24 protein-coding genes and 1 riboswitch are annotated in these 24,035 nt (G+C 52.8%); of the genes, 15 read left to right on the top strand and 9 right to left on the bottom strand.

Features of this window, described 5'->3' with window-relative positions:
* Positions 1–222: 222 nt before the first annotated feature.
* From ACR6JA_RS04580 to ACR6JA_RS04590, 3 genes are all read left to right on the top strand, one after another.
* The gene (locus ACR6JA_RS04580) at positions 223–1,719 is read left to right on the top strand and encodes a SulP family inorganic anion transporter (protein WP_213716108.1); all 1,497 of its coding nucleotides are present in this window, start codon (positions 223–225) and stop codon (positions 1,717–1,719) included.
* A 255-nt stretch (positions 1,720–1,974) separates the two neighbouring features.
* On the top strand, positions 1,975–3,222 hold the full coding sequence (locus ACR6JA_RS04585) for an MFS transporter (RefSeq protein WP_494492960.1): 1,248 nt from the start codon (positions 1,975–1,977) through the stop codon (positions 3,220–3,222).
* Positions 3,223–3,236: 14 nt separating this feature from the next.
* Positions 3,237–3,770, top strand: coding sequence for a GNAT family N-acetyltransferase (locus ACR6JA_RS04590; protein ID WP_213716106.1), 534 nt, complete (start codon positions 3,237–3,239; stop codon positions 3,768–3,770).
* A 16-nt stretch (positions 3,771–3,786) separates the two neighbouring features.
* On the opposite strand, the gene ACR6JA_RS04595 is transcribed toward ACR6JA_RS04590, so the two are convergent.
* The 5 genes from ACR6JA_RS04595 to yebS all read right to left on the bottom strand — a co-directional run bounded on the left by ACR6JA_RS04595 (position 3,787) and on the right by yebS (position 9,936).
* The gene (locus ACR6JA_RS04595) at positions 3,787–3,978 is read right to left on the bottom strand and encodes a YdfD/YebW family protein (RefSeq protein WP_061272228.1); all 192 of its coding nucleotides are present in this window, start codon (positions 3,976–3,978) and stop codon (positions 3,787–3,789) included.
* A gap of 239 nt (positions 3,979–4,217) precedes the next feature.
* Positions 4,218–4,457 carry a YebV family protein gene (locus ACR6JA_RS04600; RefSeq protein ID WP_008453991.1) on the bottom strand — a complete coding sequence of 80 codons (240 nt, stop codon included), beginning with the start codon at positions 4,455–4,457 and terminating at the stop codon, positions 4,218–4,220.
* Between the two features lie 105 nt (positions 4,458–4,562).
* Positions 4,563–6,011 carry a 16S rRNA (cytosine(1407)-C(5))-methyltransferase RsmF gene (gene rsmF / locus ACR6JA_RS04605; protein ID WP_494492961.1) on the bottom strand — a complete coding sequence of 483 codons (1,449 nt, stop codon included), beginning with the start codon at positions 6,009–6,011 and terminating at the stop codon, positions 4,563–4,565.
* 78 nt (positions 6,012–6,089) lie between these two features.
* Positions 6,090–8,723 carry a PqiB family protein gene (locus ACR6JA_RS04610; RefSeq protein WP_494492962.1) on the bottom strand — a complete coding sequence of 878 codons (2,634 nt, stop codon included), beginning with the start codon at positions 8,721–8,723 and terminating at the stop codon, positions 6,090–6,092.
* Positions 8,692–9,936, bottom strand: coding sequence for a membrane integrity lipid transport subunit YebS (gene yebS / locus ACR6JA_RS04615; protein ID WP_434082333.1), 1,245 nt, complete (start codon positions 9,934–9,936; stop codon positions 8,692–8,694). Before yebS ends, ACR6JA_RS04610 begins: the two co-directional genes overlap by 32 nt.
* A 146-nt stretch (positions 9,937–10,082) precedes the next feature.
* Between yebS and ACR6JA_RS04620 the strand changes: the two genes are divergently transcribed.
* The 4 genes from ACR6JA_RS04620 to htpX all read left to right on the top strand — a co-directional run bounded on the left by ACR6JA_RS04620 (position 10,083) and on the right by htpX (position 14,498).
* Positions 10,083–10,571: a GAF domain-containing protein gene (locus ACR6JA_RS04620; RefSeq protein ID WP_273969094.1), complete on the top strand. Its 489-nt coding sequence runs from the start codon at positions 10,083–10,085 to the stop codon at positions 10,569–10,571.
* Between the two features lie 104 nt (positions 10,572–10,675).
* Positions 10,676–11,359 (top strand): RNA chaperone ProQ, encoded by a 684-nt coding sequence (proQ, locus tag ACR6JA_RS04625; protein ID WP_273969093.1) that lies wholly within the window; start codon positions 10,676–10,678, stop codon positions 11,357–11,359.
* Between the two features lie 20 nt (positions 11,360–11,379).
* Positions 11,380–13,425 (top strand): carboxy terminal-processing peptidase, encoded by a 2,046-nt coding sequence (gene prc, locus ACR6JA_RS04630; protein ID WP_008454005.1) that lies wholly within the window; start codon positions 11,380–11,382, stop codon positions 13,423–13,425.
* Between the two features lie 191 nt (positions 13,426–13,616).
* On the top strand, positions 13,617–14,498 hold the full coding sequence (gene htpX / locus ACR6JA_RS04635; protein WP_008454007.1) for a protease HtpX: 882 nt from the start codon (positions 13,617–13,619) through the stop codon (positions 14,496–14,498).
* Between the two features lie 45 nt (positions 14,499–14,543).
* Here the strand turns inward: htpX and ACR6JA_RS04640 are convergent, their stop codons facing one another.
* Complete coding sequence (locus ACR6JA_RS04640; RefSeq protein ID WP_494492963.1) at positions 14,544–15,917, bottom strand: MFS transporter; 1,374 nt, start codon at positions 15,915–15,917, stop codon at positions 14,544–14,546.
* A 175-nt stretch (positions 15,918–16,092) separates the two neighbouring features.
* Here ACR6JA_RS04640 and kdgR point away from each other — a divergent pair, with 175 nt between their 5' ends.
* On the top strand, positions 16,093–16,884 hold the full coding sequence (gene kdgR / locus ACR6JA_RS04645) for a DNA-binding transcriptional regulator KdgR (RefSeq protein WP_494492964.1): 792 nt from the start codon (positions 16,093–16,095) through the stop codon (positions 16,882–16,884).
* A 42-nt stretch (positions 16,885–16,926) separates the two neighbouring features.
* On the opposite strand, the gene ACR6JA_RS04650 is transcribed toward kdgR, so the two are convergent.
* Positions 16,927–17,166, bottom strand: a complete 240-nt coding sequence (locus tag ACR6JA_RS04650) for a YobH family protein (protein WP_494493256.1) — start codon at positions 17,164–17,166, stop codon at positions 16,927–16,929.
* Between the two features lie 159 nt (positions 17,167–17,325).
* Between ACR6JA_RS04650 and mgrB the strand changes: the two genes are divergently transcribed.
* The 7 genes from mgrB (at position 17,326) to rlmA (ending at position 22,566) form a co-directional block, all read left to right on the top strand.
* Positions 17,326–17,469 (top strand): PhoP/PhoQ regulatory lipoprotein MgrB, encoded by a 144-nt coding sequence (mgrB, locus tag ACR6JA_RS04655; protein ID WP_008454016.1) that lies wholly within the window; start codon positions 17,326–17,328, stop codon positions 17,467–17,469.
* A 54-nt stretch (positions 17,470–17,523) separates the two neighbouring features.
* Positions 17,524–17,805: a YebO family protein gene (locus ACR6JA_RS04660; RefSeq protein ID WP_213716098.1), complete on the top strand. Its 282-nt coding sequence runs from the start codon at positions 17,524–17,526 to the stop codon at positions 17,803–17,805.
* Positions 17,806–17,821: 16 nt separating this feature from the next.
* Complete coding sequence (locus tag ACR6JA_RS04665) at positions 17,822–18,823, top strand: MBL fold metallo-hydrolase (RefSeq protein WP_494492965.1); 1,002 nt, start codon at positions 17,822–17,824, stop codon at positions 18,821–18,823.
* 541 nt (positions 18,824–19,364) lie between these two features.
* Positions 19,365–19,508, top strand: a complete 144-nt coding sequence (locus ACR6JA_RS04670) for a DUF2627 domain-containing protein (RefSeq protein ID WP_008454022.1) — start codon at positions 19,365–19,367, stop codon at positions 19,506–19,508.
* 12 nt (positions 19,509–19,520) lie between these two features.
* Positions 19,521–19,730 (top strand): transcription antiterminator/RNA stability regulator CspE, encoded by a 210-nt coding sequence (gene cspE / locus ACR6JA_RS04675; protein WP_001062678.1) that lies wholly within the window; start codon positions 19,521–19,523, stop codon positions 19,728–19,730.
* A 231-nt stretch (positions 19,731–19,961) separates the two neighbouring features.
* Positions 19,962–21,707 (top strand): peptidoglycan glycosyltransferase FtsI, encoded by a 1,746-nt coding sequence (gene ftsI, locus ACR6JA_RS04680; RefSeq protein WP_008454025.1) that lies wholly within the window; start codon positions 19,962–19,964, stop codon positions 21,705–21,707.
* A gap of 55 nt (positions 21,708–21,762) precedes the next feature.
* A complete protein-coding gene (gene rlmA / locus ACR6JA_RS04685) occupies positions 21,763–22,566 on the top strand; it encodes a 23S rRNA (guanine(745)-N(1))-methyltransferase (protein ID WP_213716096.1) in 804 nt (267 codons plus the stop codon).
* Here rlmA and mntP read toward each other — a convergent pair whose 3' ends face one another.
* Both mntP and ACR6JA_RS04695 read right to left on the bottom strand, forming a co-directional pair.
* Positions 22,567–23,139 (bottom strand): manganese efflux pump MntP, encoded by a 573-nt coding sequence (gene mntP / locus ACR6JA_RS04690; protein WP_085540100.1) that lies wholly within the window; start codon positions 23,137–23,139, stop codon positions 22,567–22,569. It abuts the gene before it with no gap.
* A gap of 6 nt (positions 23,140–23,145) precedes the next feature.
* Positions 23,146–23,334, bottom strand: a riboswitch (yybP-ykoY riboswitch).
* A 198-nt stretch (positions 23,335–23,532) separates the two neighbouring features.
* Entirely contained in the window at positions 23,533–23,991 is a 459-nt protein-coding gene (locus ACR6JA_RS04695) for a DUF986 family protein (RefSeq protein WP_166873103.1), read from the bottom strand.
* Positions 23,992–24,035 lie beyond the last annotated feature (44 nt).

Here is a 24,035-nt window from a genome sequence, read left to right on the forward strand (position 1 = left end):
GTAGGGGGCATGTCAATAAACACAAGGTTGTAATACTGGGTGGTGTTATTGATTCATGTGTTTCCGGGAGGATTAAGATAGATCACGCGTTATAATATTCAAAAAATAATGATCGCGGTCACAAAAACTCGCATCACTGCCGCGACAACGCTACACTTTCGGCCTCGTTGACCGCATTCCATGAGAAATGTGGCGTTCCTGATAATAAGCCTGCATCCCACTATGACAAATCAAACCGAGCTTGCCGCTCAACATATGCGTGAGAATAGCCTGCGCGCCGTGCTTCGCTCCCCTCGGCTCATCCAGCGCGAAGTTCTTGCCGGGGTCGTCACCGCGCTGGCCTTGATCCCCGAAGTGATCTCCTTTTCCCTGATCGCGGGCGTGGATCCGAAGGTCAGTCTGATTGCCTCGATCGTGCTTTGTTTTGCTATGTCGATTCTGGGGGGCCGCCCGGCAATGGTTACTGCCGCGGCCGGCTCGGTAGCGCTGGTGATTGCCCCGATGGTTCATCAATATGGGGTAGGTTATATCCTGCCTGCGGTGGTGTTGGCGGGTGGGATCCAGATCCTGTTCGGCGTAAGCGGGCTGGCGCGAATGATGCGCTATATCCCGCTTTCGGTAATGACCGGGTTTGTGAATGCGCTGGGTATTCTTATTTTCTTTGCTCAGGTGCCTCATGTCTGGGGGCAATCGCCGCTGGTTTGGGGCCTGTTCGTCGTGACGCTTGCCGTCGTTTTAATGTTGCCGAGACTGCTTAAATCTGTGCCTTCGCCGCTGGTGGCGATTGTTCTGGTGACCGGCTTGAGTATTGCCATGGGATGGGTATTGCCCACGGTAGGCGACAGCGGGCCGATGAAAGCCGGTTTGCCCGGGTTAACGGAACTGATAGTGCCGCTTAATGTTGAGACGCTCCGCATTATCTGGCCCTGCGCGCTGAGCATCGCTTTTGTTGGCTTGATGGAGTCCTTGCTAACGGCCAAGCTAGTGGACGATCTCACCGATACACCTTCCAGCAAGCGGCGTGAATGCTGGGGACTGGGCGTGTCGAATATCTTCGCCGGTTTTTATGGCGGCATCGCGGGCTGCGCCATGATTGGGCAAACCATCGTCAACGTTGAGCTGGGAAGAGGGCGTACGCGGCTGTCTACCGTGGCGGCTGCGCTGGTGCTATTGATGCTGGTCACCGTGCTGAGTGAAGTGATGGCAAAAATTCCGATGGTGGTGCTGGCTGGGATCATGATGATTGTGGCGGTGAAAACGCTGAACTGGCATAGCATCTCTCCAGTTACGCTTCGCCGAATGCCGGTGCCGGAAACGCTGGTGATGTTCACGACCGTCGCTATAACGGTTTATACCGATAACCTCGCGCTTGGCGTTTTGGGAGGCGTTATCTTCGCTATGATGTTGTTTGCTCGCCGTATTGCACATGTGGTGCGTGCTGAGCGGCAGCTGGCAGCGGACGGGAGCGAAGTGACTTACCGGGTTCGTGGGCCGCTGTTCTTTGCCAGCAGCAACGACCTGGTCGAGCATTTTCACTATGCTGACGACCCGGCACGAGTGGTGATCGATCTGACCCAGGCACAAATTTGGGATGCCTCCACCGTTGCCGTATTAGATGCCATTGAAACGCGCTATCAGCGTTATCAGGCGCAGGTCGAAATTGTTGGCCTGGATACCCACAGCGCCGATTTCCATCAGCGTCTGAGCGGAAAACTTTAGCGGTTCTACCGGCGGCGTTCAGCTGCCGGCTCTCCCCAAACATTCCCAGCACGAAATGCCATTTTTTGAGCGGCAGGTCACAATTTTTCACTACTTTCCGCTGCCCGGCTGATGGTTTAAACGACAAGCTGGGGAAATAAACATTTCAGTAACATTTACGTTGCCAGCCAATAAGGAATAACTTATTACTATTTAACCGCTTACTCAGCGTAAGCGGCCCCGCCTCCACTATAACGATAATTAACAGGATACTTTATGACGACAAACGATGCCGTCCGTGAGGACGCTGCGCGCGGTTTTTGGCCGACGGTCAAAACCTTCCCGTCGACGGTGATTGCGCTGCTGCTTTTTACCCTGGTGATTCGCTTTAGCTATTTTATGGCCTGGCCGTTTATGACGGTGATCATGACCCGTAATTATCATCTTTCTCCCATCTCTGTAGGCGTGGCGATGACCAGCAGCGCGCTGTTGGCGGTGGTGCTGGGAATGTATGGCGGGCAGCTGTCGGATAAGCTAGGCCGCCGTGGCGTACTTTCACTCGGCTGTGCGCTGTCGTTTGTTGGCTATGCTCTGCTTGGGCTGGCCACGGGAATGGCGTTATTTATCATTGGGCTAATGATTGTTGGCGTCTGTTTCGCGTGGGTAGAGCCGCCGACGCGAGCGCTGATGAGTGACTTATTGGGCGACCGCCGCCGTCGTGCTCTGGCCCTGCAGATTCGCTATTATTTGGTGAATGTGGCTGCGGTCACCGGGCCACTGGTCGGCATTGCTTTCGGGCTGACTTCGCAGAAAGGTACATTCGTAATCACTGCTGTGAGCTATTTGCCGCTGCTTATTTACACCTTATTGTTTATTCCGGCAGGCAAGCTGGTTGCCAAAGAAAGCGAACATAAACCCGGGGTCAGATTACGTGACGTTATGCTAATCATCGCCCGGGACAAACTGTTCGTTGCGGCGCTGCTGTGTAGCACGTTATGCGCCGTGGTTTTCGTACACTATGAATCCGTGGTGCCGCTTTATTTGCTGACGCTGGACGCCGAGGCTGCCGTAAAGTTAATTACGCTGATTCTGGTGTCCAATGCCTGTACGGTACTTATTGCCCAGCTTTTCCTGGTCCGCTTTTTGGCTCATGTGAGCCTGTCTAACCGCATTTTGCTGGGAGGCGCTATCTTCGCGCTTTCACAGCTTTTGTTCTGGTCCGTCCGTACGCCGGATGCGCTGGTGTGGGTGAGCGTGACGGTTATTTTCAGTATCGGCGAGGCCATTCTGATGCCAAACCTGAATATTCTGCTGGATCAGCTGGCACCGGATGAGCACCGCGGGGCGTACCTGGGAGCATCGACCCTGACGACGTTAGGTATAGCGCTTGGGCCGTTGATTGGCGGCGTTATGCTAACCCTGACCGGTGCGGGTGTGTTTTTGGGTACCATGCTTTTTAGCCTGCTGCTGTGCGCTATCATTTACGCCTGCAAATCAGGCCTTAAACAACGACTACAAGAGTAATACTGAGCGGAGTCATGATGATTACTGAAGCCCCACGTCTTGAAACGGAACGCCTTATCCTGCGCCACTTTACGCTGGACGACTATGAGGCGCTGGTTGCCTGTTGGTCTGACCCGGAGATGGTAAAGTTTATCGGCGGCGGAAAACCGCAGGATGGTGAAATGAGCTGGGCGCGATTGATGCGCTATATCGGTCACTGGCAGGCGCTGGGCTACGGTTACTGGGCGTTGTTTGAAAAACAGAGCGGGCGATTCGTAGGGTCGTTTGGTTTCCAGGACGCTAAACGAAATCTCAGCCCGGCTTTGGCACACCCGGAGGCGGGCTGGTCGCTTATTCCTGCGGTACACGGTAAAGGCTATGCGGCGGAGGCACTCAGTGCGGTGTTAAGCTGGGCGGATGACAATTTCAGTGAGCCGGTATGCTGCATTATTGATGACGATAATCAGCGTTCTATTGGTCTGGCAGAGCGCTTCGGCTTTACGTTCCAGCACTACGTTGAATACCACGGGAAGCAAATACGAATGTTCCTTCGCCCGAACAAGCGCTAATCTCGCCTGGCCCTGCTCAGAAGTCGCTGTATTCCTGGGCAGGCCGCCAGAATCCATCGATAAATTCTTCCACCGGGTAACAGCCGCCGTGGCGCATACGCTGTTCGCTCATCGCACTCAGACATTGCCGTTCGCTGGTGAAGACTTCCAGCACCAGATCGTCACAGCCGCCGTCCAGGTAACAAACAAATAAAACCAAAGCAAACATTAGCGCCTCAGAACCGCTTCGTTTGGTTTAAGTGTAGGGGAGCCAAAGGGAGTGGGGGAAATAATTAATCCGTCCCGTGGACGGAGAAAGTGCTGGCAAAAATTATTGATTCAAAAACTGCACCTGGGACTAAAAAAGCAATGAATGATATTCTCTGGTCTACTCCAAACAGCTGAAAACCACGTTTTTCGACTGTTTGTCACCTATATAACCCGTCTCAGGGACGGGTTCATCTTGAATTATGCAAGGCGCATAACCCAGGCATCGCGCTGGCGATCGTAATGTTGCAGGTAAAGTACGGAATGTTCGCCGTCCAGCACGGCGGGAATAGAGGTTGCCCCATCCCATGCATCCAGCTGCATGCACAGGTCAGGATCGGACTTGCAGGGAATACTTAACGTTCGATCCCCCTGTTGTTCACCGTGTAATTCGGCATCATCGATCTCGAAGATGCCGATCCGAACGTTGGTCTTTGTCATCTTTGGCTCCTTGTTATCTGCAGCAGGTGGTATGACCAGTGGGTCACTCCAATTTCAGCGTAGTCAAGGCAGCACAAATTGCCAACTTAAAAAGTGCTTATTTTTTTAGCCAGCCTGCGGGGCGGCGAAAAGCTTGCCGTCGCGCACTAATTCCCTTGGATAGCTGTTCTTCAGGCGTGAGCCAACTTTACGCGCCAGGCCGAGCGGCTGCCCTTGAAAAGTGACAATCACTTCATCTCGTGACGGTGTCACTTCTGGATAGATATCCCGCCCACGGTACCACTCCTCGGCTTCGGTCTCGCTCAGCGGGAAGCAAAGCGGATTGTCACTTTTGACCAGAGAAACCACGGCTTCATGCTGCCAGCGGAAGCCTTTGTTGTGCTGTTCGGCGAGCTTAAGGCCAATGCGAGAGAAACGCACTTTCCCGATAAGCGACTCAATCTCACTCGGAAACAGCCAGATCTCTTTGTCGCGCTGCCATAAACTCAGCTCATCGCCCCAGATAAGGCCCGATTTTGCCGCCTCGGCGGTTAGTTCGGCTGCGGCTTTGCCTTTCATCGGTGCGAAGGGGAATTTACCTACTTTATAGCCCGGGGCCGGCAGCGGTTCGATAGAGGCCGTTTTGCGCAAACGGGCAACGAAAAAGCCTTCGCAGTCGTAAATCTGTGGGAAAATGTGCAGGAAACCTTCCGGCGTCAGCGCGCGTGCTGCTTCCGGGAAAAGCTCGTCAAGGGGGGTAATTTCTACCGCGTCCGGCCAGGTATCCAGCAGCCACTGGCAGACATCCTGGTTTTCCTGGCGATTCAGCGTACAGGTCGAGTAGACCAGAGTCCCGCCGGGGCGGAGCGCATGAAAAGCACTCTCAATCAATTCGCGCTGTGTGCCGGCAATTTCAGCCGTGCTTTCAGGCGACCAGTTGCGCAGTGCATCGGGATCTTTTCGCACCACGCCTTCACCGGAGCAGGGGGCGTCCAGCAGAATGGCGTCGAAGGATTCCGGCAGAGCGGCACCGAATACTCGGCCATCAAAATGCGTCAGCGCTACGTTGCTGATACCACAGCGGCTGATGTTGGCATGCAGGACTTTTACCCGGCTGGCGGAATATTCATTGGCAAGAATTGCGCCGGTATTATTCATGCGGGCGGCAATCTGGGTTGTTTTTGATCCTGGCGCTGCGGCGACGTCCATCACTCGCTGCGGCTGGTTACCGTCGGCAAACAACGCGGCAACGGGCAGCATTGAACTGGCTTCCTGAATATAGAACAGGCCGCTTAAATGCTCTGCGGTGCTGCCCAGCGGCAGGGTTTGTTCATCTTCTCGTTCAATCCAGAAACCTTCTTCGCACCACGGCACCGGCGTTAAACGCCAGTTATAGGGCGCGACTAGCGTCAGAAAGTCAGCCACGGATATCTTCAGCGTATTGACGCGCAGGCTGCGGCGCAGCGGCTGCTGACAGTATTCGATAAAACTTTCCAGCGTCTGGCCGGCGGGAAGTGCGTCACGAATCGCGTCGAGAAAAGGTTGAGGAAGATAAACGGCAGTAGATTGAGCCATGAAAAACGCCCCTGAAAAAATTAAGGGGCGCAGTTTAACACGGAATTACCCGGGCGACGTACCGCCCGGGCTTGCGGTTCAGCGCGGAAGGGCGGTGCCCCACTGACGCCACTCTTTCGGCTCGCTTTCCAGCAGCAGGAAGTGTTTCCCGGCCTCTGCTTTAGGGGAGAGCGGGATCCCCGGCGGCGTCGCAAACGCAATGCCACCGCGAATAAACTGATTAAAGGTTCCTGTTTTCACCACGCCGCCAGTTAAGCCAAAGTCCAGGCTGTAGCCGGAAGCCAGCCAGAAGACGGAGTTGTCCCGCACCAAATGCTGGTAACGCTTGCTTATACGCAGGCCCACCATCACGCGGTCAGAGAGATTGCCGAGCGTCATGCCAGTTACCGTACCGACTTCAATCCCGCGGAAGAGAACCGGCGTGCCTATGCTCAGCGAGCCGGCTTCAGGCACCTCCAGCACGATGTTCAGCCCGTCTGAGTAACGAGAGTCGGTGATAGACGCTTCCTGCAGCTCGAAGTCGCGGCGGGGGTCACCTTTACCGGGTTCAACGTTGATGTAAGGCTGGAGGAGGGTATCAAGATGATCGACCCCTGCCGCAGAGATCTGCGGTGTGACAACGGAGAAGCGGGTGCCGGCGCGTGCGAAGGTAGACACATACTCAGGATAAAGTACCGCTTTCGCTTCCACTTCGTTGCGGGATTGCGTCAGGTTCAGCGACTCAAGCTGGCCGATATCAATGCCCAGATAGCGAATTGGCATCCCGGCGGAAAGTTTACCGGCATCGAAAGTGTGCAGCGTTATCTGGCTCCCCACCGCTCTTGCCACGGTTTCAGAGGCGTACAGCACGCGTTTCTCACCTTTCACCTGCCCGACGCTGGCGCCGCTCATGTTGTCAAAGCTGATGGCCCCTTTGAGTGCACGAGAAAGCGGGGAGGCCTGCACGGTTAGTCCGCTGCCGTTGAGCTGAACTTTTGCGCCACCTTCAGCCCAAAACACGGTGTTTGGCGTCAGCAGCTTGCGGTATTCCGGCTTGATGTGAACATCAATATCAAAGTTCTCGGCGCGAGGGCGGATGGTGATGATTTCGCCCACCTGGAATTTGCGGTACAGCACCACGGAGCCGGTCTGGATATCAGGCAGGCTGGAGGCCGTCAGCGTCAGCGTGGTGGTCGGGATGTCGCTCAGGCTGTTTTCAATCGCTTTTTCCAGGTTGGCATAAAGCGGATAACTGCTTTTCATCTCGCCTTTGCTGCCCGGCAGCACGCGTATACCGCCGTTGACCCATTCGTTGGCACTGGCGCCCAGGAATTCCACTCCGTCCATGCCGAGCTTCACATCAATGCGGCTGTTGACCACGAATTTGCTGTCGCCCTGCAGCAGATGGCGGTATTGCGGTTCAATGGCGACGGAGAACGTGACGCCTTTCGCTGACAGTGCCCGCGCCACCACCTGGCCTATTTGTATCCCGTGCAGGATAATCGGTTGTCCGGCATCAATGCCGTAGCTTTCAGGGGCCGTCAGCGAAAGCGTTAACACATTCGGCTGCTGGAGCGGCGTTTGATCGCTGGAGACCACGGTGAAGCGATCCTGCGGCTCGCCGTCTCCCGGCACAAGTTCAAAGGTGCTGCCCGTGAGCAACGTGCTGATGCTTGGATTATCCAGCGAGATTTTTGGGCTACGGAGTTCGATGCGCGTGCCGCTACGCATCAGGCTAACCACGCCGGGGTCAACGGTCATTTCCCCTGTGACGGCGCCGCCTGGATTGAGGTTTAACTTAGTCAGCGAACCCACCTCCAGCCCCTGATACATTAACTTAGTCGAGCCTGCTTTAAGGCCATCCCCGCTCGGGAGATCGAGGTTAATGATGACGCCGCGCTGGCTGTGCGCCAGGTCTTCGTAAAGGCCGAATTCATCATCCGCTTTGGCCGGTTCTGAATCGTCAGGTGAATCAAAAGCAATGGCCCCATTGACCAGGGCCGCCAGGCTTTCTAGCTGAACTTTGGCCCCGCTCAGGCCAACATCGGCTTTTACGCCGGACACATTCCAGAAACGGCTGCCTTTTTTCACCAAGCTGGTAAAGCGGCGATCGATAAGCACGTCGACGGTGACGCCCTGCTTGTTCTTATTGATGGCATAGTCATACACGCGGCCAACCGGAATTTTGCGGAAATAGACCAGCGACCCGCTGTTAAGGGAGCCTAAATCTGGGGCGTGGAGGTGAATCATCAGCTCGCCGTTATCCAGTCGATATTTGGGTTGGGTATCGAGGGCGGTAAAATGGTCACGCGGCTCGCCTTTACCCGGCATCATGCCGATGTAGTTCCCGCCTACCAGGGCATCAAGCCCGGATACCCCAGCGAGGGAAGCCTTCGGCGTTACCAGCCAGAATTGTGTGTCTTCCCGCAGCGCATCCTTCATATCGCTTTTGATGCTGACTTTGACTTCTATTTTACGCAGGTCATCGCTCAGGCTGATGTTTTGCACGGTACCCACTTCAACGCCCTGGTAGCGCACGGGCGTGCGGCCAGCGACTATCCCGTCGGCGGAGATGAAGTCGATGGTTACGGTATTACCGCGTTCCTGGTAAGTCGTCCAGATCAGCCAGCCGGCAATCAGTAACGCAATAACAGGTAATAACCAGAAAGGGGAAATCCGGCGTTTCGTTTTAATTCTCGCTTCAGTCGGTGAAGCGGGCGTTTCCTGACTCATGTGCGTCCCAAAGTAGTCGGCTATCCAGCCATTCGACGGCAAGAATAGTTAATATAACCGCCGCGCCAAAGAAGACTGCGGCGGGACCCATCGTAAAGGCTAACAGCTGGTCACGGTTAACCAGTGACATCATCAACGCGATGACAAACAGATCGAGCATAGACCAGCGACCAATCCAGGTGACAAAGCGCAGCAATAAAATGCGGGTTCGTAATCCCTGCTGGCATTTGAAATGAATACTGATAAGTAGCGTAATTAATACAATAACTTTAGTAAATGGCACCAGGATGCTGGCAATAAACACCACGGCAGCGACGGCGATATTGCTGTGCGCCAGGGAAATGATGCCCGAAAGAATGGTGTCTTCCTGGCGTGCCCCGTTCACGTAAATAATAGAAATCGGCAGCAGGTTAGCTGGAAGCAGGAAGACCAGGGAGGCAACCAGTGCTGCCCAGGATTTTTGTAAGCTTTGCTTACGGCGATGGTACAGCGGGATGTGGCAGCGAGGGCAGCGGCCTCGTTCGTCAGGAACGCCGGTAAAATGGCAGCCGAGGCAAACCCGCAGTTGCGCATTAAAGGCACGAGCCGGGCGCTGAGGGTAAAAACGCTCCCATAGCTGCTCAATGTTCAGGTGGATCATGGTCAACAGACTCAAGACCACCAGCGCAATAAAAGCGATCAGCCCTGGGCCTGGTTGGATAAACGCATACTCGCGAACCTTAATGCAGGCTACGCCAATGCCCACCAGATAAATATCCAGCATCACCCACTCTTTAAGCTTATCCAGCATCAGTAGTACCGGGCGAAGGTTCATACCGAGAATGTTGCCAAAGCAGAGATAGGCAATAGCCGCAACCAGCGTGGCCGGTGCACCGACCACGCAAAAGAGCACGACGGCGGCGGTAAGCACGTCTCCCTGGCTTGCCATCTGCCAAATGCCCTGCATAACGTTGGCATCAATACTCGAACCCAGGAGATAGATACGCAGTAGCGGATCGGAAAAGGCGACGGGCATGAGCACCAGCATCGCCACGGCCATCGCCCCCAGTCGCGTCAATGACCAGTCACGACCATGATGCACTCTTGCATCACAACAGGGGCAGTAGGCACTTTGTGTGGATTTAACCTGGGGCAGAGAGAAAAGGGTATCGCATTGAGGACAACGCTGATAACGTGCCTGAGGCAATGCCTGACTGATGGCGTGTATTTTCATTGTGCGTCGTAAGCCGGGAGCGTTGTTATCTGAATGATACATTTAGCCTATCGTAATTCATAAAATGATACACCTTGTGGCACCGTGCATTTAATGCTTATTTTAATATGCTACAAAGTAAAGCAAGACAACATAACGGTTATTTAATGAACAAAGAACAATTTTACGCGGATCTGAATCGCGATTTTAGTGCGTTAATGGCAGGTGAAACCAGCTTTCTTGCAACACTGGCGAATACCAGTGCGTTGCTCTTTGAGCGCCTTGATGGCGTCAACTGGGCAGGATTCTACCTTCTCGAAGCCCAAACGCTAGTTTTGGGGCCCTTCCAGGGCAAAATTGCCTGCGTAAGAATCCCTGTCGGCAAGGGTGTATGCGGTACAGCTGTCGCAACAGGCACGATTCAGCGTGTGGAGGATGTGCATGCTTTCGACGGGCACATTGCCTGCGATGCGGCCAGCAATTCGGAAATTGTGCTGCCCCTGACGGTTGACGGCCAGACGATTGGCGTCCTGGATATCGACAGCACCGAGTATGGCCGTTTTTCGGAAGAAGACGAAATGGGTTTAAAAACCTTGATTTCGCGGCTTTCAGACGTGCTGAGCGGCACTGATTTTAAAAAATTCTTCCCTCGATAGCATGATAAGCAACGGATAACGTGGCATTTAGCGATGGCGTCATTATAATGTCGCCTGTTCATGCCTGCGACTTATTGGCAATTCCGTTGTAATCAGGAAATTTCATGGAAAATCAACCTAAGTTGAATAGCAGTAAAGAAGTTATCGCATTTTTGGCCGAGCGTTTCCCTCAATGTTTTAGCGCTGAAGGTGAAGCTCGTCCGTTGAAGATTGGTATCTTCCAGGATTTAGTCTCTCGTGTTGAAGGCGAAATGAGCCTCAGCAAAACACAGCTTCGTTCAGCGTTACGTCTTTATACGTCAAGCTGGCGCTACCTGTACGGCATCAAAGCTGGCGCGACTCGCGTCGATCTTGATGGGAACCCTTGCGGTGAGCTGGACGAACAGCATGTTGAACATGCACGTCAGCAGCTGGATGAAGCGAAAGCCCGCGTTCAGGCCCAGCGCGCTGAGCAACAGGCGAAGAAACGTGAAGCCGCGGCAGCCGCAGGCGTAACGGAAGAAGCTCCACGTCGCGAACGCAAACCTCGTCCGGCGGCAGCACCGCGTCGTAAAGAAGGGGCAGAGCGTAAACCTCGCGCAGAAAAACCGGCACCTAAGGCACCTCGTGAAGAGCGTCGTACGCCAGTGACCGATATTTCTGCTCTGCAGGTTGGACAGGCCATTAAAGTCAAAGCCGGTAACAACGCAATGGATGCTACCGTACTGGAAATTACCAAAGATGGCGTCCGTGTACAGCTGACTTCTGGTATGGCAATGATCGTACGCGCAGAACACTTGCAGTTCTGAAACGGAGGCCTGACTCAGGCATGAACAAACTCTTTAAGCTTACGGCTATCGCCAGCCTGCTGTTCGTGGCAGGCAGTGCCCTGGCCCTGGACAACATTACCCGTGCTGACCAAATTCCTCAGTTAAAGGAAGAAGCTCAGCACGCTACGGTGAGTGAGCGTGTGACCTCGCGTTTTACGCGCTCGCATTACCGCCAGTTCGATCTGGATGCCAATTTCTCGGCAAAAATCTTTGACCGCTACCTGAACTTGCTGGATTACAGCCATAACGTGCTGTTGGCCAGCGACGTCGCCCAGTTCGCCGCGAAAAAAGGGCAGATCGGTGACGAGCTGCGTAGCGGTAAGCTCGATGTTTTTTACGACCTCTACAATCTGGGTCAGAAGCGCCGTTTTGAACGCTACCAGTACGCCCTGAAGGTGCTGGCGAAGCCGATGGATTTCACCGGTAACGACACCATCAATCTGGATCGCAGCAAGGCGCCGTGGCCAACGAGCGTCGATGAGCTGGATAAGCTCTGGGATGCCAAAGTTAAATACGACGAGCTGAGCCTGAAGCTGACCGGTAAAACCGAGCAGGAAATTCGTGAAACTCTGACCAAGCGCTATCAGTTTGCGATCCGCCGCCTGGCGCAAAGCAACAGTGAAGATGTGTTCTCGCTGGCGATGACCGCGTTTGCTCATGAGATTGACCCGCATACGAACTATCTCTCTCCGCGCAGCACCGAACAGTTCAACACCGAAATGAGCCTGTCTTTAGAAGGCATCGGGGCGGTGCTGCAAATGGACGATGATTATACGCTGATCAACTCCATGGTTGCCGGTGGTCCGGCGGCGAAGAGCAAGGCCATTACCGTCGGCGATCGTATTGTTGGTGTAGGCCAAACGGGTAAACCGATGGTTGACGTTATTGGCTGGCGGCTGGACGACGTTGTGGCACTGATTAAAGGGCCAAAAGGCAGTAAAGTTCGCCTTGAAATCCTGCCAGCGGGCAAAGGCACTAAGACGCGTACCGTGACGCTGACCCGCGAACGTATTCGCCTCGAAGACCGCGCGGTTAAGATGTCTGTGAAGACAGTCGGCAAAGACAAAGTCGGCGTGCTGGATATTCCTGGCTTCTACGTTGGCCTCACTGATGATGTGAAGGTTCAACTGCAGAAACTGGAAAAACAGAACGTGAAGAGCGTAATTATCGATCTGCGTTCTAACGGCGGCGGTGCGCTGACTGAAGCGGTGTCCCTGTCCGGTCTGTTTATCCCAAGTGGCCCGGTCGTTCAGGTCCGCGACAACAACGGTAAAGTCCGTGAAGATAGCGATACCGACGGCGTGGTCTACTACAAAGGGCCGCTGGTGGTGCTGGTTGATCGCTTTAGCGCCTCGGCATCTGAAATCTTTGCGGCGGCGATGCAGGATTATGGCCGCGCGCTGATTGTCGGCGAGCCGACCTTCGGGAAAGGCACCGTGCAGCAGTACCGTTCGCTGAATCGCATTTACGATCAGATGCTGCGTCCGGAATGGCCTGCGCTTGGCTCGGTTCAGTACACCATTCAGAAGTTCTACCGCATCAACGGCGGCAGTACTCAGCGGAAAGGCGTGACGCCGGACATCATGATGCCAACCGGGACTGAGCAAACTGAGACCGGCGAGAAGTTCGAAGACAACGCGTTGCCGTGGGACAGCATCAACGCAGCGACCTATGTGAAAACCGGTGACCTTACGCCGTTCGAACCTGAGTTGCTGAAGCTGCATCAGGATCGCATCGCCAAAGACCCTGAATTCCAGTACATCATGAAGGACATTGCTCGCTTCAATGCCCTGAAGGAAAAACGTAACGCTGTTTCTCTGAATTATGCGGTACGTGAAAAAGAGAATCAGGAAGACGACGCGACGCGCCTGGCCAGAATCAACGATCGCTTCAAGCGGGAAGGTAAAGCGCCGCTTAAGAAACTCGACGATTTGCCGAAGGACTACCAGGAGCCCGATCCGTATCTCGACGAGACGGTACATATTGCCATCGATCTTGCCGGTATGGAGCAAGACAGGCCGGCTGAACAACCGGCGGCGAAATAACCTCCCTGATGGGCACCCAAGCGGTGCCCATTTTTTTGCCTGTCTTCATGATGTAAGATAAATGCATACAAAATGTAAAGTTATGTATTATTAACCACTTGGGCGGGGCGGATGCTTGAAAATAGGCGGCGCGCCCCTACGATGTGTGGGAGCGCAAAGAGCGTGTTTTTAACCGAGGTAAAAAGAAAATTATGATGCGTATCGGGCTTTTCCTGTTGACCAACCTTGCGGTAATGGTCGTTTTCGGGCTGGTGCTAAGCCTGACGGGGATCCAGTCGAGCAGCGTTCAGGGTCTGATGATCATGGCGGTGCTGTTTGGCTTTGGCGGCTCTTTTATTTCCCTGCTGATGTCAAAATGGATGGCATTGCGTTCAGTAGGCGGTGAGGTGATTGAGCAACCTCGTAATGAAACTGAGCACTGGTTGATGGAAACCGTGCGTCGGCAGTCACAGCAGGCGGGTATCGCCATGCCGCAGGTTGCGATTTACCATGCGCCAGACATCAATGCTTTCGCCACCGGAGCGCGCCGTGACGCCTCTCTGGTTGCGGTCAGCACAGGTCTGCTGCAAAACATGAGTCGTGACGAAGCGGAAGCGGTTATCGCGCATGAAATCAGCCACATCGCCAATGGCGATATGGTCACCATGACGCTAATTCAGGGTGTGGTGAACACCTTCGTTATCTTTATCTCCCGTATCATCGCTCAGGTCGCTTCCGGCTTCCTGTCCGGGAACCGTGATGACAACGAAAGCAGCAACGGCAACCCGCTGATTTACTTTGCGGTGGCGACGGTGCTTGAACTGGTGTTTGGCATTCTGGCAAGCATCATCACCATGTGGTTCTCACGCCATCGTGAATTCCATGCCGACGCGGGTTCCGCGAAGCTTGTGGGCCGCGAGAAAATGATTGCTGCGCTGCAGCGCCTTAAAACCAGCTACGAGCCGCAGGAAGCCAGCAGCATGATGGCGTTTTGCATCAACGGTAAGGCTAAGTCAATGAGCGAACTGTTCATGACGCACCCACCGCTGGACAAACGTATCGAAGCGCTGCGCAGCGGTGAATATCTGAAGTAACCGGAAGGTTGAAGTGAAAAAGCGTGCCCAGGTGGCACGCTTTTTTTATGCCTGAGCCTGAGGCTGGGACATTCGCAACCCGCTAACGACGGCGGCAACGGTGGCAAATGTGCCTGCAAGAATCAGCGAGGCATGCGTCCCACAGTTACCAAACAAGTTAAACATTAGTGCGACCAGTGCAGCCCCACAGCTTTGACCGAGCAGGCGAGCTGTCCCCAGCATTCCGCTTGCCCCTCCGCTGCGATGGCGGGGTGCCGAGGAGATGATGGTATGGTTATTCGGGGACTGGAAGAGGCCGAATCCTGCCCCACACAGCACCATACGCCAGATAATATTCAGGTCGGACGGATCGTGCGGGAGCATCGCCAAAGCAAACAGGCCGCAGGCCATCACTAAAAGCCCTACGGCGCCCATCAGGCCTGCATGAACACGTTCGATAAGATAACCGGCTAGCGGGGCCATCACCATCGTTGCCAGCGGCCACGGCGTTAACAGCAGACCGGTTTCAACCTCACTGCGGCCCAGGACGGTTTGCAAGAAAAAGGGCAGTGAAACCAGCGCCAGCATTTGAGCGCCGAACGAACATATTGATGTGCCGATAGACAGCGAAAAAATCGGGATTCGCAACAGGTCTACCGGCAGCAGAGGGAACGGCAAGCGAAGCTGGCGACGGATGAAGAAATAGCCAATCACGACAAGCGCAACCAGCTCACCGATAATGACTCCCCCCGGCTGGCCCTGTGAAAAACCACCGATCGCTGAAATCAGCAGACCGAAGGTGAGGGCATTCATCACCGCACTCGGGATATCAAAACGCTGCCCCTGGGATTTTTGCTGATTTGGAGGTAAATAGCGCAGCGCCAGAATCAGCGAAACGATGCCAATCGGCACATTGATTAAAAACAGCCACTGCCAGGAGGCGACCGAAAGAATCGCGGCGGCAACGGTGGGGCCTGCAGCGGAGGAGACGGCAACGATAAATGAATTGACTCCCATTCCACGACCAAGAAAACGTTGAGGATAAATGAGGCGTATCAAGGCGGTATTTACGCTCATCAGCGCCGCACCGCCAAAACCTTGCAGTACGCGGGCAAAGGTGAGCATCGGCAATGAAGTTGAGACGGCACAAAACAGTGAGGTCAGGCAGAACAGGACCAAACCGCATTGATAGATACGGCGGTAGCCAAAAATATCGCCGAGAAACGAAAGCGACAGCAGCGAGACAATAATCGCTATTTGATAAGCGTTAACCACCCAAATAGATTCCGCCGGGCTGGCATTCAAATCGTGCGCAATGGTAGGCAGGGCAACGTTAGCAATAGCGCCGTCCAGCACGGCCATCATAATGCCGAGCGCGATGGTGAAAATGGCGCCATAACGCTGGGGCGTAGGCAAGCCGTCGGACACTGATTTATCCATACTTTGAAAAGGCTGTCTGAAGTCGTTAGGAGGGTAATGATTTTACCATTAATTAATCTCGCTGATGCCGCAGATTTGTAACGAATCAGCAGGCTTTGATTGCGACACTCACGGGGCATCAATATACTAAAAAGCAGTTCTGATTTTTATAAAACAATAACACCCGAGGTGATGCATGGCACTCTCAGACTCCGACAAACAGCCCGATGCAGTCTCTTCCGTGCTGAAAGTTTTCGGCATCCTGCAGGCGCTTGGGGAAGAAAAAGAGATTGGGATAACCGAACTTTCTCAGCGTGTGATGATGTCCAAGAGTACCGTGTATCGCTTTTTGCAGACCATGAAGTCCCTGGGCTATGTCTCTCAGGAAGGTGAGTTAGAGAAATATGCGCTGACGCTGAAGCTTTTTGAGCTTGGCAGCAGCGCCCTGCAAAACGTTGATCTTATCCGCAGTGCAGACATACAGATGCGAGAGCTTTCCCGGCGAACCAAAGAGGCGATTCACCTCGGTGCGCTGGACGACAGCAGTATTGTCTATATCCATAAAATTGACTCGCTCTATAATTTACGCATGTATTCCCGCGTAGGGCGTCGGAATCCTTTGTACAGCACTGCAATAGGGAAGGTTTTGCTGGCCTGGCGACCGCGCGAGGAGATTCTGGATATTCTCTCTGACGTGGAATATGTCCGCAGCACGGAACGCACTATTGTCAGTACTGAAGCGCTTCTCCCTGTGCTTGATCTGGTGCGTGAGCAGGGGTACGGCGAAGATAACGAAGAACAGGAAGAAGGTATTCGCTGCGTGGCGGTACCGGTGTTTGATCGTTTTGGTATTGTCATTGCGGGAATGAGTATTTCATTTCCAACGCTTCGCTATTCGGATGAGGGACTGTCTGAATACGTTAGTCTTCTTCATCAGGCTGCGCGTGCGCTGTCAGAGCAAATGGGCTATCACCACTATCCTTTCTGATTTTGTTAAAGTGGGCCGCGCAGAACACGCGGCTCTTTAGATCTAACCATTATCAATCGGCGTGTCGACCTTACGCAGCAGTGGGCAGTTGGTCAGGCCAATAATTCCACTGTCGGTATGAATAAACTGAGCTGTCACGGTATTACGTGCCGTCAGATATTTGCATTGCAATCCCAGTCCGACCGCATTTTCTTTGCTGCCAATCAAAACGCCATAGCCGGAAAGCAACAGGCCAATCCAGATGATGGCAATAACAATGATGGTACGAATAATCGCTCGCATACTGACCTCAAACATCAATCCAATCCTGCATCAACCCTACTCTGAATAATTGACGTCACAATCTGATGATTCTGAAATGAAAAAGCAGGAAACGTTACTTATGGTTTAGTTGGTTAGTGTTAAATTAGCGAAATTCTATGGTCAAGAGGTGGCGATGTAGTGAGAAAGTACAGATGGGTGATCGTTCTGGTGATTGTTGTTACCTGCCTGCTGCTATGGACTCAAATGATAAATGTGATGTGCGACCAGGATGTGCAATTTTTCAGCGGCATTTGTACCATTAATAAATTTATCCCCTGGTAGTGATTTGTCTCTCTCTGCCTCAGGTGTAGAATGCGTTTTTTTTGAGGTGGTAAGATGAACGAACTGGGTTTTAGTGCTTTAAGTATCATGCCGCTGGCAATCTCGTTGGTGACGTTGATTGTCGGTCTTGTCCTGTGGTTTTTTGTCAATCGTTCCAGCAGCCGTGCAAACGAGCAGATTGCGCTGCTTGAAGAGCTGGTTGATTTACAGAAACGTCAAAATGCCCTGCTGCGGCGCCTGTGCGAAGCCAACGAACCCGAGCCGGAACACAAACCGACTGCGAAGACTGAAGAAGAAAATGACGACGACTTTGTTCGTCTGGTAGCGGAACGCTAATCAGGCTGGAGGTGGGATGAGCTGGAAAAACCCCTGGTACAATCCGCAGTTATCCCACCATCTACCTGATGGGTTTTGTAACGCTGAGCCTGCAGTCCGTCAACCTGGCGACGTCCAAAGGTGGCGGCGGGAGCGCAAAGCGCAGAAGCTGCCGCATCCTCCCGGTGAAGGTTATTCCGCGTTTATTGAACGCTGGTGGCAACAGGCCGATCTAAACGGCAGCGATGACCGCATATGGTGGCTGGGCCATGCCAGCCTGTTATTGCGGCTTAACGGTCACATTTTGCTGACCGATCCTGTATTTTCTCGTCGAGCTTCCCCGGTTTCTTTTGCCGGTCCTGCCCGGCGAACCGAAGTCCCGCTCGACCTTAACCAGTTGCGTCGACTTGATGCGGTACTCATCTCCCATAACCACTACGACCATCTGGACAAAAAAACTGTCCGTCGCTTGATCAAGCGTTTTCCCGACGTGCATTTTTTTGTGCCCCTGGGCTTGAAAGCATGGTTCAGCCAGCGCGGCATTGAGCAGGTAACAGAGCTGGACTGGTGGCAAAACTTTAACTGGTGCGGCATGGTTTTCACCGCCGTGCCTGCCCGGCACTGGAGTATGCGAACGTTTTGGGATCGTAACCGTTCGCTCTGGTGCGGCTGGGTTGTGGAGCAGGGGAATTTGCGTTTCTGGTTCAGCGGTGATTCGGGTTATACCCCGTCGCTGGCGGAGATCGCGAAACGGCTGGGCCCATTTGACATGGCTGCATTGCCGATCGGGGCCTATGAGCCTCGCTGGTTTATGGGCGATCATCATATGGATCCGCAACAGGCGGTGACTTTATGGCAAGCAATCGGCAAGCCTGAGACAATTCCTATCCACTGGGGCGTATTTGAGCTGGCCGATGAGTCTCTCGATAAACCGCCGCAGGAATTGCTGGCTGCTCTGCGTGAGAAAGGGGAAAGCGATGATCTGTTTTCACCGCTGCGTATTGGTCAAAGTTTGCCCCTAACAAAAAATAAGAATTAATTATTATTGCCGTGCAGAGAGCTTTATTTCTATTTGGTTAAATTAACGCCTGATAATCACGCCTTAAATTCCATCGAAACGTTTTTATTGCCTTATCCTGGGGCAAGGTGTCATTAAACTTTCATTATTTTGGTGCAAAATACGTGGTCTGTTGTACAGGCTTTATTCGGTGGACATAAAAAATACAGGGATGAAATCCGGGTATCGAACGCGATGATTGGCTTTAGGTTGATTTGTGCATAGGTATGCATAAAAAATCATAAAGATATATCCTTAAAAAAGGATTTTATTGTTCGTGTGTCTGGACGAAAAGTGCACTTTACGCTAAGGTTCAGAAGTTGTCGGAATGTTGTTAAAACACAATCTGTTGCGACAATCTTGTGTAGTGAAAATATATATCAAAAAGCGCAGATTACTTTCTCAAAGTAATCGTGTAATTTTCTGAATCTGTGCGGCAGATCGACACATGCTTAAAAATGGCTTGCCATTGTTTACGTTGTGTGTGATAACACGTTGGGTTAAACGAGGTACAGTTCTGTTTATGTGTGGCATTTTCAGTAAAGAAGACCTGAGTAAACACGTTGTCGTTGAATACCGCTTCTCTGCCGAGCCTTATATTAGTGCCTCATGCAGTAATGTCTCTGTTTTATCTAAGTTATGCCTGCGGGCGAAGAATACAATCTAAGGAATTTGCAAAATGGCAAAGATTAAAGGTCAAGTTAAGTGGTTCAACGAGTCTAAAGGTTTTGGTTTCATTACTCCAGCAGACGGCAGCAAAGATGTATTCGTACACTTCTCTGCAATCCAGGGTAACGGCTTCAAAACTCTGGCTGAAGGCCAGAACGTTGAATTCGAAATCCAGGACGGCCAGAAAGGCCCTGCTGCAGTTAACGTGACTGCCATCTAATTCTTCTGGATTAGAGCTCAGGCGCGAATAACGCCGAATTGAGATAAAAGCCCCGTTTCGACGGGGCTTTTTCATTTCTGTCGCTAATCTACTGTTTTTCAAGCTATTAACAAATTGAATCATTTGTTGCCTCTTGTTGCAAAGCTGCGAAGGTTTTAGCACTGTTCTCCCAGCAAAATGTCTGGGATCTGGTTAAATCTTTCAATCGCTTAGGCTCCTCAAGGAACAGTTGTGAAGAAGGGTGTCCCCGTATTAACCGGTAATTTTATCCAGTGGCGTTTTGGGCTTCTGTGTGTGGCCATCACCGGGAGTTTGGTGTTCCTGCTGGGACGTATTGCCTGGCTGCAAATTATCTCCCCGGATAACCTGGTTAAACAGGAGGATATGCGTTCCCTGCGCGAGGAGCCGATTGAGGTGCCCCGTGGAATGATCGAAGATCGCAACGGAAAACCGCTGGCGGTCAGTGTGCCGGTCGAGGCTGTGTGGGCCGATCCGAAAACGGTTATGGAAAAGGGCGGCGTACTGGTTAACAGCCGCTGGCAGGCGCTGGCCTCGGCGCTGCACGTCCCTTTGAGCGAGATTGCCGCGCGTATTCACAGCAACGAGCGCGGCCGTTTTATCTACCTTGCGCGCCAGCTGGATCCCCAGCAGGCACAATATATCGACAAACTAAATATCCCTGGTATTGCGTTGCGCGATGAATCTCGCCGTTTTTATCCCGCTGGCCGGGTTGGGGCAAACCTGATCGGATTCACCAATATTGACGATCAGGGCATTGAAGGGATCGAGAAAAGCTTTAACCAGCAGTTGACCGGTAAAGAAGGTGAGCGTCTGGTACGTAAAGACCGTTACGGCCATGTTGTAGAGAATATTACTGAGAACCCTGCCAGCCCCGCGCATAATATCCAGCTCAGCATCGACGAAAGGCTGCAAACCGTGACTGAAGATGCGCTCAGCAACGCCGTATCCTGGAACAAAGCCGAGTCAGGCGCCGCGGTGGTCATTGATGTGCAGACCGGTGAAGTTCTGGCGATGGCTAACTACCCGACTTTTAATCCGAACAACCGCGATGACGCAAAGCTCGATGATTTCCGTAACCGTGCGATAAGTGACACCTTCGAACCCGGTTCGACCGTAAAACCGATGGTGGTCATGACTGCGCTGCAGCAGGGAATTGTCCGGCCTGACAGCGTTATTGATACTCACCCATTTACACTGGACGGGCACCACATTCGTGACGTGGGGTATTACCCGCAGCTCACCCTGACAGGCGTGCTACAAAAATCGAGCGATACCGGCGTGTCCCGTCTTTCACTGGCGATGCCGATTCAGAATATTTGGGACACTTATCATAAATTTGGCTTTGGTGTCCCCACTGCAATCGGCCTGACGGGGGAAAGCCGCGGCCTGTTGCCGGTGCGCCAGCGCTGGGGAGAACTGGATCGCGCCACGTTCGCATTTGGCTATGGCCTGATGGTGACCCCGCTGCAGCTGGCTCATGTTTACGCCACGATCGGTAGCTTTGGTATTTCCCGTCCGCTGTCCATCACCCGCGTAGACCCGCCTGTGGAAGGGAAAAGGGTTATGCCTGAAGAAATCGTGCATGAAGTGGAACATATGATGGAGAGCGTGGCGCTGCCCGGCGGCGGGGGCGTTAAGGCAGCAGTTCATGGTTACCGTGTGGCGGTGAAAACGGGCACAGCCAAAAAGATCGGTCCTGATGGCAAATATATAGATCAGTATATTGCGTACACGGCTGGCGTGGCGCCGGCCAGTAATCCTCGCTATGCCCTGGTGGTGGTGATTAACGATCCTTCCAACGGGAAGTACTACGGTGGTGCGGTTTCTGCCCCTGTTTTCAGCCAAATCATGGGTGATGTTTTACGTCTGGAAAATATTGAGCCGGACGGGCTGCCCGCCGGAGACAACAGCATTATGGTGCTGAACAAAATGGAGAATGACCGCGCCGCCATGTAGCGGTTTGGCAAAAGGGGCGCTAAAATTGCGCCCTTTGTTGTTTCCGGAGTTTTTTATGTCCTGGCTTTGCCCACTCTGCCATTCCATGCTTAGCGCCAGCGCGAACAGCTATCGTTGCCCTCAGGGCCATCAATTTGATATTGCCAAAGAAGGCTACGTTAATTTGCTGCCCGTTCAGCATAAACGTTCGAAAGACCCGGGTGACAGCGCGGAAATGATGCAGGCTCGCCGGGCATTCCTAGACGCCGGACATTATCAGCCTCTACGCGATACCGTTTGCCAGCTGTTAAAAGAGAGAGCGCCCTCGGCGCTATTGGATATTGGCTGTGGAGAAGGGTATTACACGGCGGGATTTGCGTCGGCTGTGGCAGATAACGGGGGTGAAACCTGGGGGCTGGACGTTTCAAAAGTTGCGATTCGCTACGCCGCCAAACGCTACCGTGAAGTTAAATTTTGCGTAGCATCCAGCCACCGCCTGCCGTTTGCCGACGAGAGTATGGACTCGATTGTGCGCATTTTTGCACCCTGCAAGGGCGAAGAGCTTGCCCGGGTCGTGAAGCGTGGCGGCGTAGTGGTGACAGCCACGCCTGGCCCACGCCATTTGATGCAGCTAAAAGGGCTGATTTACCAGGATATTGTCTTGCACAGTGAAGAGGTTGAATCTATGCCGGGTTTTACGCTGCAACAGACGCTTCAGCCTGGCTGGATGATGAACCTGCGTGGGGATGAGGCTGCCGCTCTGCTGCAAATGACGCCGTTCGCCTGGCGCGCCCGCCCGGAAGTCTGGGACGGGCTGAAAACAGAAACGGCATTTAGCTGTGAAACTGACTTTGTGGTGCGGGTCTGGCAGCGCGATTGATCAGTTAAAAGGGGCGAAGTGGCTGTACATGATCTGGCAGCCGATACCTATCAGCACTATACCGCCGAGGATCTCGGCGCGTTTGCCTAACATAGGCCCGATAAAGCGGCCGACCATCATCCCCAGCGTGGACATGATCGCGGTAGCGCAGCCGATGGCTAGCGCAGTCTGAATAATATTGACCTGCAGGAAGGCAAGCCCAACACCTACGGCCATTGCATCAAGACTGGTGGCAATCGCGGTGGTCACCAGCAGCCAAAAACCGTGGCGATGAATTTTAGGCGCATCTTCCTGAGTCGCCCCGCGGAAGCCTTCCAGCACCATACGCCCGCCGAGGAACACCAGCAGAATAAAGGCCACCCAATGGTTCCATTCCAGCACAACTTTGCTTGCCAGTAGGCCAAGGCCCCAGCCGATAAGCGGGGTAATGGCTTCAATGACGCCAAAGATCAAACCGGTACGGAGGGCTTCTGAGAATTTAGGTTTGTGCAGAGTGGCACCTTTGCCGATGGAAGCGGCGAAAGCGTCCATGGACATGCCGAAAGCAAGCAGGATTGTTGCGGAGAGATTCATCGTTACGCCTCAGTTGGGAATATCCATATACACGCAAACCATCCCCAACTTTACGATGGCGCGTGCCTATGGTCTCGCCTACTCAGAACTCTGAGGCGTACATGCCACGTTAATCTCAGGAGCGGATATAACGAGTATGTTGACATGTACATTTCTGCCTGTGGCAGAAATCGGCTACTCCCCAACGACGGGCGCAACCTTAACATATTTTTTTAAATTAAAACAATCTTTGAATTCTATTTTTCTGATCATTTATTGATAACGATTTTCATTTTAATGAGACATGCAATGAAAAGGTTAAAATAAAGCCATATAAATCTTATGAAATAGCAAAGGCTATGTTTCAATTGATGAAAAATAGCCCGCCAATATAGACATTGCTATAATTGTAACTTACTGAGTTGAAACCATTAGTTTGTAAATTTTTTCGAGGTCATCAATATTCTTTACGCGAATCAATAAGCGCCGCTGTTCTAATTGCATCACCAGCACGCCATCTTCCGATAAATTCATTTCTTTAATGCGGTTATATTCCACCCAAACATTGGCGAAGAAAAAACCATGACTTTTGAAGACGATCTTCGGTTGCCTGAACCAGGAAAGATAAATGGCCATTAGCGCCAGAGCAGATAATAACCATGTGGTTAGCGGGGTACCGTGCGAGGTCACGTTGTTATAGATAAGAATGCCGACAAGAAAGACAAAGATGGCGCTGTCCACGCGATTGCGGCGAAGCAGGGGGATTTTGAGCAGGGTTTTGCCCTTTAGTTTGTCCATCACAAACTCATCGTAAACGGCAAAAGCCAGCAGCAACGCGATAAACACAACCAGCACGACATCCGTTAACGTCATGAAACCTCCCCTTAGAGATAAAAAAACGGGGGCTTAATGCCCCC

Source organism: Cedecea sp. B1(4) (genome assembly GCF_059414925.1).

Coding starts and splice junctions, on each gene's coding strand:
- ACR6JA_RS04580 (WP_213716108.1), top strand. CDS start 223: ATGACAAATCAAACCGAGCTTGCCGCTCAACATATGCGTGAGAATAGC.
- ACR6JA_RS04585 (WP_494492960.1), top strand. CDS start 1,975: ATGACGACAAACGATGCCGTCCGTGAGGACGCTGCGCGCGGTTTTTGG.
- ACR6JA_RS04590 (WP_213716106.1), top strand. CDS start 3,237: ATGATGATTACTGAAGCCCCACGTCTTGAAACGGAACGCCTTATCCTG.
- ACR6JA_RS04595 (WP_061272228.1), bottom strand. CDS start 3,978: ATGTTTGCTTTGGTTTTATTTGTTTGTTACCTGGACGGCGGCTGTGAC.
- ACR6JA_RS04600 (WP_008453991.1), bottom strand. CDS start 4,457: ATGACAAAGACCAACGTTCGGATCGGCATCTTCGAGATCGATGATGCC.
- rsmF (WP_494492961.1), bottom strand. CDS start 6,011: ATGGCTCAATCTACTGCCGTTTATCTTCCTCAACCTTTTCTCGACGCG.
- ACR6JA_RS04610 (WP_494492962.1), bottom strand. CDS start 8,723: ATGAGTCAGGAAACGCCCGCTTCACCGACTGAAGCGAGAATTAAAACG.
- yebS (WP_434082333.1), bottom strand. CDS start 9,936: ATGAAAATACACGCCATCAGTCAGGCATTGCCTCAGGCACGTTATCAG.
- ACR6JA_RS04620 (WP_273969094.1), top strand. CDS start 10,083: ATGAACAAAGAACAATTTTACGCGGATCTGAATCGCGATTTTAGTGCG.
- proQ (WP_273969093.1), top strand. CDS start 10,676: ATGGAAAATCAACCTAAGTTGAATAGCAGTAAAGAAGTTATCGCATTT.
- prc (WP_008454005.1), top strand. CDS start 11,380: ATGAACAAACTCTTTAAGCTTACGGCTATCGCCAGCCTGCTGTTCGTG.
- htpX (WP_008454007.1), top strand. CDS start 13,617: ATGATGCGTATCGGGCTTTTCCTGTTGACCAACCTTGCGGTAATGGTC.
- ACR6JA_RS04640 (WP_494492963.1), bottom strand. CDS start 15,917: ATGGATAAATCAGTGTCCGACGGCTTGCCTACGCCCCAGCGTTATGGC.
- kdgR (WP_494492964.1), top strand. CDS start 16,093: ATGGCACTCTCAGACTCCGACAAACAGCCCGATGCAGTCTCTTCCGTG.
- ACR6JA_RS04650 (WP_494493256.1), bottom strand. CDS start 17,166: ATGCGAGCGATTATTCGTACCATCATTGTTATTGCCATCATCTGGATT.
- ACR6JA_RS04660 (WP_213716098.1), top strand. CDS start 17,524: ATGAACGAACTGGGTTTTAGTGCTTTAAGTATCATGCCGCTGGCAATC.
- ACR6JA_RS04665 (WP_494492965.1), top strand. CDS start 17,822: ATGAGCTGGAAAAACCCCTGGTACAATCCGCAGTTATCCCACCATCTA.
- ACR6JA_RS04670 (WP_008454022.1), top strand. CDS start 19,365: ATGTGTGGCATTTTCAGTAAAGAAGACCTGAGTAAACACGTTGTCGTT.
- cspE (WP_001062678.1), top strand. CDS start 19,521: ATGGCAAAGATTAAAGGTCAAGTTAAGTGGTTCAACGAGTCTAAAGGT.
- rlmA (WP_213716096.1), top strand. CDS start 21,763: ATGTCCTGGCTTTGCCCACTCTGCCATTCCATGCTTAGCGCCAGCGCG.
- mntP (WP_085540100.1), bottom strand. CDS start 23,139: ATGAATCTCTCCGCAACAATCCTGCTTGCTTTCGGCATGTCCATGGAC.
- ACR6JA_RS04695 (WP_166873103.1), bottom strand. CDS start 23,991: ATGACGTTAACGGATGTCGTGCTGGTTGTGTTTATCGCGTTGCTGCTG.